The 7963-nt window shown below is 68.2% G+C and carries 6 protein-coding genes; 5 read left to right on the top strand and 1 reads right to left on the bottom strand.

The window, feature by feature from the left end:
- The 4 genes from NFV80_RS02030 to NFV80_RS02015 form a co-directional block, all read left to right on the top strand.
- A partial coding sequence (locus NFV80_RS02030) for an ATP-binding protein (RefSeq protein WP_296757664.1) occupies nucleotides 1-989 on the top strand: 989 nt, incomplete at its 5' end.
- 57 nt (nucleotides 990-1046) lie between these two features.
- Nucleotides 1047-2600, top strand: a complete 1554-nt coding sequence (locus NFV80_RS02025) for a protein adenylyltransferase SelO (RefSeq protein ID WP_296757661.1) — start codon at nucleotides 1047-1049, stop codon at nucleotides 2598-2600.
- Between the two features lie 145 nt (nucleotides 2601-2745).
- On the top strand, nucleotides 2746-3180 hold the full coding sequence (locus tag NFV80_RS02020) for a CHRD domain-containing protein (protein WP_295325855.1): 435 nt from the start codon (nucleotides 2746-2748) through the stop codon (nucleotides 3178-3180).
- 173 nt (nucleotides 3181-3353) lie between these two features.
- Nucleotides 3354-6089, top strand: coding sequence for an SUMF1/EgtB/PvdO family nonheme iron enzyme (locus NFV80_RS02015; protein ID WP_296757658.1), 2736 nt, complete (start codon nucleotides 3354-3356; stop codon nucleotides 6087-6089).
- Between the two features lie 58 nt (nucleotides 6090-6147).
- Here NFV80_RS02015 and NFV80_RS02010 read toward each other — a convergent pair whose 3' ends face one another.
- Nucleotides 6148-7266: a reverse transcriptase domain-containing protein gene (locus tag NFV80_RS02010; RefSeq protein ID WP_295325859.1), complete on the bottom strand. Its 1119-nt coding sequence runs from the start codon at nucleotides 7264-7266 to the stop codon at nucleotides 6148-6150.
- A 50-nt stretch (nucleotides 7267-7316) separates the two neighbouring features.
- On the opposite strand from NFV80_RS02010, the gene avd reads away from it, so the two are divergent.
- Entirely contained in the window at nucleotides 7317-7673 is a 357-nt protein-coding gene (gene avd, locus NFV80_RS02005) for a diversity-generating retroelement protein Avd (RefSeq protein ID WP_295325862.1), read from the top strand.
- Nucleotides 7674-7963: the final 290 nt, after the last annotated feature.

Here is a 7963-nt window from a genome sequence, read left to right as displayed (position 1 = left end):
GCCTCGGCGAGCCGGTCTGGCTGCGGCACGCCGGCCCGGGAATTCGCAGCGGGCTATGGATCGGCTTCCTCGCCGGCGGCGAGCGCTGGTGGCTGCTGCTGCCACCACCGCGTTTCGAACCGCAGGCGTTGCCGTCCGAACTCTGGCTGTTCCTGGCGCTCACCCTGGCCGCCGTACTGCTGATTGCCGGTCTTTTCGTGCGCGGCATCGTCGAGCCGCTGGCGCGCCTCGGCGAGGCCGTTGCCGCGACGGGCGACGGCGCCGCGCGCAAGGCAACGCCGGAAGGACCGCGGGAAGTCCGGCGCCTGGCCGAACGCCACAACACCATGCTTGACCAGCTCGCCGGGGCGGCGGCCGAGCGACGCGAGATGCTGGCCGGTCTGACGCACGATCTGCGCGCACCGCTGACCCGGCTGCGCCTGCGCCTGGCGCTGCTCGAAAACGACGGCGAACGCGCCGGCCTGGCGCGCGACATCGACGACATGGAACGTATCGTTGGCCAGTGCCTCGCCTTCCTGCGCAGCGAAGACGGCGAGCGAACGGCAGAGCCATTGGCCATCGCCGGTTTGCTGCGCGACGAAATCGCCCGCCAACACGAACTCGGCCATCCGGTCGACCTGACGATCGCCGCCGCTGCCGAGCAGTGCCAAGTGGCGATTGCCGCCGGCAATCTGCAGCGCCTGCTCGACAACCTGATCGGGAATGCGCTGCAGCACGGGGCACCGCCGGTCGAGGTACACCTGGCGATGACCGGCGAAAACGTCGTGGCCTTGCGCGTCCGCGACCACGGAGCGGGAATCGCCGACACCGACCGGAACCGGGCACTGGATCCCTTCGTCCAACTGGACGCGGCGCGCGCCACCGATGGCAGTTGCGGGCTAGGTCTGGCCATCGTGCGGCGAATCGCCGCCGCCAGTGGCGGTGAGGTGCTGCTGGCCGATGCCCCCGACGGCGGACTCGAAGTCGTCGTCCGCCTGCCGACCCGTTGATCCGCTGCCGGCGACGGGCCCGGCGATTTCTCCGGCAGCCTGCTACACTGCCGAGCCATGCTGATTTTCGACAACCGCTTCCTGCGCGAGCTGCCGGGTGACCCCGAGCAAGGCAACGTGCCGCGGCAGGTGTTCGGCGCCTGCTGGTCGCCGGTCGCGCCGACGCCGGTCGCCAGTCCTCGCCTGCTCGCCCATTCCCGCGAAGTGGCGGCGGCGCTCGATCTCGACGAAGCGGCGCTGGCAACGCCCGAACTGCTTGCGGCGCTGGCCGGCAACGGCGTGCTGCCGGGGATGGCGACCTACGCCAGCTGCTACGGCGGTCACCAGTTCGGTCAGTGGGCCGGACAGCTCGGCGACGGTCGCGCGATTCTGCTCGGCGAGGCGATCAACCGGCAGGGGCAGCGCTTCGAACTGCAACTGAAGGGTGCCGGCCCGACGCCGTATTCGCGCCATGCCGACGGCCGCGCGGTGCTGCGCTCGTCGATCCGCGAGTTCCTGTGCAGCGAGGCGATGCATCATCTGGGCGTGCCGACGACGCGCGCGCTGAGCCTCGTCGCTACCGGCGAAAGTGTCGTCCGCGACATGTTCTACGACGGACATCCGGTTGCCGAACCGGGCGCCGTGGTCTGCCGTGTCGCCCCCTCCTTCACCCGCTTCGGGCATTTCGAACTGCCGGCAGCGCGCGGCGACCGCGCACTCCTGCGACGTCTGGTCGAATTCACGATGGCACGCGACTTCCCCGACCTGGCCTTCGACCCGGCGAGCGACGTGACCACATGGTTCAGCGAAATCTGTCAGCGAACGGCGCGACTGATCGCGCACTGGATGCGCGTCGGCTTCGTGCATGGCGTGATGAACACCGACAACATGTCGATCCTCGGCCTGACCATCGACTACGGCCCCTACGGCTGGGTCGACAACTTCGACCCCGGCTGGACGCCGAACACCACCGACGCCTCCACCCGCCGCTACTGTTTTGCCCGGCAACCGCTGATCGCCCGCTGGAATCTCGAACGACTGGCGGAAGCGCTCGCTCTGCTGCTGCCCGGGCCCGACCAACTCGCCGCCGGTCTAGAGCGTTACGACGAGGTGTACTCCAGCGAGTTCTGCAGCGCCTTTGCCGCCAAGCTCGGGCTGTGCGAGTTCACACATGACGACGTCGACCTGCTCGAAGACCTGTTCGCGCTGATGCACCAGGCGGAAATCGACATGAGCGAATTCTTCCGCCGCCTTGCCGAGGTCGACCTCGAACGGCCGAGCATCGACGTCTTGCAGGATTCCTTCTACCGCGAGGATCTGCGCCAGCGCCACTCCGCCGACCTCGCACGCTGGCTCGTGCGCTACGCGGCGCGTCTGCGCCACGACCCGCAATCGCCGGAGCAGCGCGGCGCCCGCATGCGCGCCGTCAATCCCCGCTACGTGCTGCGCAACTACCTGGCGCAACAGGCAATCGACCGCGCCGAACAGGGCGACATGCAAATGGTCCACGATCTGCTGGAGGCGTTGCGCAGGCCCTTCGACGAACAGCCGGGACGCGAGGCGTTTGCGGCCAAGCGTCCGGACTGGGCTCGCCACCGGGCCGGATGTTCGATGCTCTCCTGCAGTTCGTGAGCGTGCCGCAAGCTCCGCCAACTGCCAGCCGGGACGCGCCGCCTGCCCCGATGGCGGCTGCCTGCGGCGCGTCGGCAGCGCTCCCGATCCGCCGTGGAACTTCGGGTTCCCGGATTTTCCAATCGCATTTGAAAGGGCAATGCAAATGAACAACACTTGTGGAAAGACTCGCCTACCGGGCGCCGCTGCCGTTTTGCTCGCCGCCGTTCTTGGCGCCTGCACGCACATCGGCACGAGCAGGAACGAACTCAAACTCACCGGAGATCAGGAAGTGCCGCCGGTCAACACGCAGGCGGTCGGCAGCGGCAGGATCACCGTCGCCGCCGACGGCTCGATCAGCGGCAGCATTGCCGTAGCAGGCCTGACGGTGACCATGGCGCACATCCACCTCGGCGCGGTTGGCAAGAACGGCCCGGTGATCATCCCGCTGACGAAGACCGGCGACGGCGTCTGGTCGGTACCGCCGGGAGCGAGATTGACGAGCGAGCAACTCCAGAGCTACCAGGCCGGTGATCTCTACGTCAACGTCCATACCGAGGCGAACAAGGGCGGCGAAATCCGCGCCCAATTGAAGCCCTGACCGGCCTTCGGGGAGCGGATTGCGGCGCCGAAGGCCGCACCGCCGAGCGCCATCGCCGCTGCCCGCAAGCCGTTCAGTCCGTTTGTCCTTTTCAGTCAGTCTGATCCAGAGGTCAACCGAGCAGTCGAAAGACGAACCGGATTGCGGCTCCAGCCCGGAATGACGCGATTTCGATGAGTTTGTGCCAGAACCGAACTGCCGTGGATCGCCACCAGGTCTTTCTCAGCTACAGCCGCAACGACGGTGCGGCGGCGCGCTGCCTGCGCACCCAACTCGAGGACTGCGGGTTCTCCTGCTTCCAGGACGACGAGAGCATACGCGAGGGCGATCTGTGGCTCGACCACCTGCAACAGGCGGTGGATAGCTGCGGCAGCTTCGTCGTGCTGGTCGGACGCGACGGCGTGCAGCGCTGGATCGGGGCCGAAACACAGGCTGCGCTCCGCCGCCATTTCGATCCGCGCGAAGAGTGCAAGCGCCTGCCGATCTTCCCGATCCTGCTCGGCGACACCTCGCCGGAGATGCTTCCCGCATTCCTGCGCCTGTTTCAGGCAAGACAGTGGAATGGAACCGATGCCCTGCCGTCGCAACTGCCCAAACAGATTCTCGCGCGGAACCTCGTTCGCAATGAAGCCGCCCGCTTCGAAGGTTGCCCGTTCGTGGGGCTCGCCGCGTTCGAGGTGGAACAGGCGCAGCTGTTCTTTGGCCGCGAGAAGGAGATCCTCGACGCGCTCGCCTGCTTCGACACCGGGCGCGACGACCGCTTGGTGCGCTGGCTCGAAATCAACGGCAACAGCGGTTCCGGGAAATCGTCGTTGATGAACGCCGGCCTGCTGCCGCTGGTCGATCAAGGCTGGCTGTGGCCGCGCACCCGCTACGCGCGCTGGCGGCGCATCGGCCCGATGATGCCGGGCGAGCATCCGCTGGAGATGCTCGCCGAACAGCTGGCGCGGGCCTTCGCTGCGGAAATGGCAGACATTCGGCCCCGCCTGGCGGCCGACGACCGCGGTCTCGCGGACTGGCTGCGCAGCCGCAAGCAGGACGAAACGGCCTTTCTGCTCGCCATCGACCAGTTCGAGGAACTGTTCACTTTCGCCAATGACGACGAACGTTGCCGCTTCGACCGCGTGCTGGCAACCGCGCTCGAGGATTCGGACTGCCCGCTCTTTGTCCTGTCGACCGTGCGCGCCGATTTCCTCGACCGTTTCGACGACCTGCCGCGACTGGTCGCGGTGCGCAACCGCCGCGCCCGACCGTGGACGCTGCCCTTGATCGGGCCCGACGGTCTGCGCGCAGTCATCGACGGTCCCGCGCGGCTTGCCGGGCTCGATGTCGGCGAGGTCAGGGAAGCGATCGTGGCCGAGGCACGCAACGAGGCAGGCGCTTTGCCGCTGGTGCAAAACGCGCTGTACTGGCTGTGGAAGCAGTGCGTCGAGAACCGCTTGTGTGGGCAGTTGCTCACCGAACAGGGCGGCCTCGCGGGCATCCTCAGCCAGAGCGCCGATGATCTGCTCCCGAGCGAGGATCGCGCGCGAGCGCTCGAGCTTCTGTTCCGCCTGGTGAATGTCGATGCGGAAGGCGTCCGTCACACACGGCGGCGCATCCCGCTCGCGGAGGCGGTGACCATCGCGGGCGGCGGTGAGCGCGGCCGCCGCCTGGTCGATCACCTCGCCGGCACGCGCACGCGCGATGGGCAGAATCACCTGGGGCCGCTGCGCCTCGTCACCGTAACCGCCGAAGGCTTCGGGCCGGAGCAGCGCCACTGGGTCAGCCTGATCCACGAGACGCTGATCCGCAGCAAAGGGCTGGACGCGAACGGGAAGCCGCAACCCTACTGGCCGACGCTGTGGACCTACCTCGAGCGACACCAGGAGCGGGCGGCATGGCGCCAGCGACTGCAGGCCGACACACGCCTGTGGGCCGACCAGGGCCGGCGTGGCGAACTGTGGTCCCACGAGCGGGTGCGCGACGCGCTCACGGCGCTGCAGCGCGTCGGACCGGAGCTTCATCTCGGCGACGAGGAGCGCGCGTTCCTCGGCCCGATCGATTCGAACGCCATGCTCGCCGAGCTGGCGCGAGCGGAAACGCCGCACCAGCGCCGTGCCCTGATCGGGGAACGTCTCGACGTGCTGGGCGATCCGCGGTTCGGCGTCGGCGTGGATGGCGACGGCACTCCCGAGATCGACTGGCTCTCGATTCCCGGTGGCGAAATCGCGATCGAGGTGAGCCGGCTGCTCCTTCCGGGAACAAAGCGCCGCCGCAAGCGCTTGGAATCTTTCCACATCGCGCGCTACCCGGTGACCGCGACACAATACCGAGCGTTTCTGCACGCCCAGGACGGCTGGCGTGACCCGGGCTGGTGGGAGCCCGACCTGTATCGTGACGGCGAAGGGAACAGCTACGACTTCGGTCGTTACGGCAACCACCCCGCGGTTTACGTGAGCTGGTTCGACGCGGTGGCCTTCTGTCGCTGGCTCGGCCATCGCCTTCGCGTCGACGTTCGGCTGGCGGACGAGTGGGAATGGCAGCAGGCGGCAACGGGCGGCGTTTCCGGCAAGGTTTACCCGTGGGGTGGCGAGTGGGATGCGAAGCGCGAACCGCAGCGCGCCAACACCTTCGAGAGCCGCCTCGGGCGTGCGACGGCGGTCGGCATGTATCCGGCTGGCGCATCGCTGCAGGGAGCGCTGGACATGGCCGGCACGGTATGGGAGTGGTGCCGCAACCAGTTCGACACGCCCGAGGTGACCGGGTCGCGCGCCGGCGACTTCGGGGCCCGTGCGCTGCGCGGCGGCTCCTGGCGCAATGACCGGGGCGGCGCGCGCTGCGCCGAGCGCTACAGGGGCCACCCGCGCGGCCGAGACGGCTACGTGGGGTTTCGGGTGTTGTGTTCGTCCCCCATCGGTGGGCACTGAACTCTGGGCGCCGCGCGAGCGGCGCGGACGGCGCGCAGCGCCGTCCGCCGCGAATTTTTTACGGCAGCGGCCGTGGCAGCCCGCCGCCGGCAGCACGTTCCGCCACGGCCCGGTGATGAGCTGCATGGCAGATCGGCAGCGTGTTGAATACTTGCTCGCGCAGCCGCCAGGTGTCGCCATGGCTGACGTGGGCAATCCAGCCGCGAAAGCTCGCGTCGAGCTCGCCGAAGCTGATCAGGCCGGCGTGGTAAGCAGCCAGGCGGGCTCGCAGCGTGCGCTGCGCGTGGCGAACGTTGCGACCTTTGACCAGGCGGTGTGTCGGGTAGACCACGAAACCCAGCCACGGAATCCCCGCTGTAACGGGCAGCACCTGGGCGCGGGTCTCGTGAATGACGAGACGAAGACGCGCCAGCCGCGCGATGACCGCCTCCTTCCAGGCCCAGAGCTCGCGCTTGTCGTCACCAAACAGCGCAAAGTCGTCGACGTAGCGCAGATACGCCCGGCAGCCCAGTTCGCGCCGCACGAACTCGTCAAGCGGGTGGAGGTAGCAATTCGACCAGAACTGCGAGCTGAGATTGCCGATCGGCAGGCCGCGCGGGCGCAGAATGGCGAGCAGGTCGTCCCCGGGGAAAGGAACGTAGTCGTACTGATCGTCGAGCACACCACGGCCGCTCGCAACGATCGTCTCGACCAGCGCCATGACGTCCGCCTCGGGGATCTGGCGCCGCAGGATTTCCAGGAGGATGGCGTGGTCCACCGAAGCGAAGTGCTGCACCACGTCCGCCCGCAGCACGTAACGATGGCATCGGGCGAGCTCCTGCAGCCGGTCGATTGCGCGGTGGGTGCCCTTGCCCTTTCGGTTGGCGTAGCTGTGGGCGATGAACAGACGTTCGAAGCGCGGTTCGATGACGTTGCAGAGCGCGTGGTGCACCACGCGGTCGCGGAACCGGGCCGCGCTGATCTTGCGCGGCTTTGGATCGGTGATGTGAAAGTGGACATAGGGCGCCGGCCGGTACGTCCCGCTGCGCATCTGATCCTGCAGACTGGCCAGGTGCTCCTCAGCCCGATACTCGAAGCGCGCCACACTGCCGCTGCCGCGCTTTCCCCGTGCGGCGTTGCGCCAGGCCAGCAGCAGGTTGTCCCAGGAACAAAGGTGGTCGAAAGCGCCGCTGATCATTGGACCTGCGCGCCCGGTGCGCGCGGATCGATCAAACGGGAGAGCTGGACATGACACAGAACATGGTGATCTTCTCGCGCACCTTCGATCTGCTCGAATGGCTGCTGCCGCGATCGGAGCGCTTCCCGCGCGCCTACCGCTCGACCGTCACCCAGCGGATGATGGAGGCGGCAATGGACCTGCACGAAGCGCTGGTGGCGGCCGAGGTGCGCGCTGGCCGCACGCGGTTGTCGGCTCTGCGTAATGCCGACACGGCTCTCGGACGCCTGCGCGTGTACCTGCGCCTGGCGCACCGCTGGCGCTGGCTCTCTGACGGTCAGTACCAGCATGTGGGCAGTATCGTCGCCGAGATCGGCCGCCTGCTGGGAGGCTGGCTGCGCAGCGAGGGTCGCGACGACTCGCCGTAGCGCAACTTCCCGGCAATCACGGGTGGGGCGCCGGGGGAGCAGATCCGGCCGGCGCCCCGGCTTGCTATGCGCCCGACAGCCCGGCACAACCGGGCCGTGCGGACGGGACATGCCCGCGCCATCAATCCCGCCTCGCCTTGGCCCGCAAACCGTGGTCGGCGGACAATGCCGGAAGCGCGCCAGGGTCGGACGACCCCGGAGCACCCGCCAAGCGCCCGAAGACGCCCGACCCTGGAGGCATGAGTATCTACACAACACAAGAGGGGTCTGGGGCGAGGTTGTTGGCGAGC

The sequence above is a fragment of the Accumulibacter sp. genome (assembly GCF_023806565.1).
Taxonomy (GTDB): domain Bacteria; phylum Pseudomonadota; class Gammaproteobacteria; order Burkholderiales; family Rhodocyclaceae; genus Accumulibacter.
Note: the sequence above shows the minus strand (reverse complement) of the source record. Positions and strands in the feature narration are given on the sequence as shown.